This window comes from Actinomycetospora sp. (assembly GCF_055612215.1).
This window is the reverse complement of the sequence record NZ_JBVPVA010000134.1, coordinates 1-1630: the sequence shown is the minus strand read 5'-3', so window position 1 is coordinate 1630 and position 1630 is coordinate 1. Positions and strand designations below refer to the sequence as shown.

The window sequence follows — 1630 nt, the reverse complement described above, 5'->3', positions numbered from 1 at the left end:
CCGTGGCTGCACTCGTAGCCCCGGCGGCGCTCCGGGGTGGCCGAGCGGCGCTTGATGCTGCCCCAGACCGGGAGGTCGCGCGCCGCGTTCATGGTGTCGAAGAGCCGCAGGAGCAGGCCGTTGTGGGCAGCCGCGGCGATGGCGCGGTGCAGCGCGGAGTCCCAGGACTCGAACTCCTCGTAGGTCGTGGTGGCGTTGCCGCGCCGCAGGCAGTGGTGGACGTGGTCGATGTCGGCCTGGGTCGCGTGCCGGGCGGCCAGTGCGGCGATCTCGGGCTCGAGCAGCAGCCGCGTCGCCATGATCTCGGCCGGGCTGGTCTGCACCGCGCCGCGCGCCACGGCGGGCAGGCCCGGGTCGGCCTCGAGCTCGGCGAGGAACGTGCCGCGCCCGACGTGGCGGGTGATGCGGCCCTCGCGCTCGAGCTCGGCCAGCGCCGCGCGCACCGCGGTCCGCGAGGCCTGCAGCGTGTCGCACAGCTCCCGCTCCGTCGGGATCTTCGAGCCGGTGCCGAGCGTGCCGGCCGCGACGGACTCGTCGAGCAGCCGGCGCAGACGCGTCACGATGGGAACGGCGGTCACCGGTGCGGCCATGCGACCAATACTAGACCAATGCCGGGGCCGTCAGGCTATTGGCAGCCGGTCGGCACCGTCGTACGGTCGGTCGAGGCCGCGGTGTGACCAACACACGTGAGCCTGGGCCGGATTGGTCCGGATTGCGCGAGGTGCGCTCCGCGCTCGTGAGCACTTCTCCGTGCCATACGGCGGATTACTGCTCACGAGGCCGAAGGCCACCCAGTGAGGAGATCTGCAGTGAAGCTCGTGACGTTCGCCGCCGGTGCTGGTGGAGAGACCGTGGGGCTGGTCGATCCGCACGACGAGACCCGCGTGCTCGACCTGACGCCGGTCGTGGGGGACCGGTCCCTGCTCGCGGTGATCGAGGAGTGGGACCGGCTCGGGCCGCGGATCGCGGAGGCCGGCAACCTGCCCAGTGTCGTCGGGCCCACCCTGCGCGCGCCGTTCCCCACGCCGCGCCGCGACCTGTTCGCCGTCGGCAAGAACTACCGCGAGCACGTCGCGGAGTTCGGTCGCTCGGGCTACGACACCCCGCAGCGCTCGGAGGACCTCCCGGACAAGCCGATCGTCTTCTCCAAGGCCACCACCAGCGTCACCGGCCCGTACGACGACGTCGAGGCGCACGCCGACATCACGTCCGAGCTCGACTACGAGTCCGAGCTCGCTGTGATCATCGGCCGGGGCGGCCGCGGCATCTCCTACGACGACGCGCTCGACCACGTCTGGGGCTACACGATCGTCAACGACGTCACCGCCCGGGACCGCCAGCGCGACCACAAGCAGTGGTTCCTCGGCAAGGGCCTCGACACGTTCTGCCCGATGGGCCCCTACGCCGTCACCGCCGACGAGGTCGACGGCGCCGACCTGACCGTGCAATGCCGGGTCAACGACGAGCTTCGCCAGTCCGCGAGCACCGCGGATCTGTTGTTCGACATCCCGACCCTGATCGAAACGATTTCCGCCGGGCTCACGCTCGAGCCCGGCGACCTCATCGCGACCGGCACGCCGGCCGGGGTCGGCATCGGCTTCGACCCGCCGCGCTTCCTGCGCAGCGGCGA

General features: G+C 71.7%; 2 protein-coding genes. One reads left to right on the top strand and one right to left on the bottom strand.

All coding sequences use genetic code 11. The features are described from left to right. A partial coding sequence (locus AC0CYZ_RS03680) for a FadR/GntR family transcriptional regulator (protein WP_472212447.1) occupies window positions 1-590 on the bottom strand: 590 nt, incomplete at its 3' end. A gap of 219 nt (window positions 591-809) precedes the next feature. Here AC0CYZ_RS03680 and AC0CYZ_RS03675 point away from each other — a divergent pair. Then, window positions 810-1630 (top strand): fumarylacetoacetate hydrolase family protein (locus AC0CYZ_RS03675; protein ID WP_472212445.1); only part of this gene is annotated, 821 nt, incomplete at its 3' end.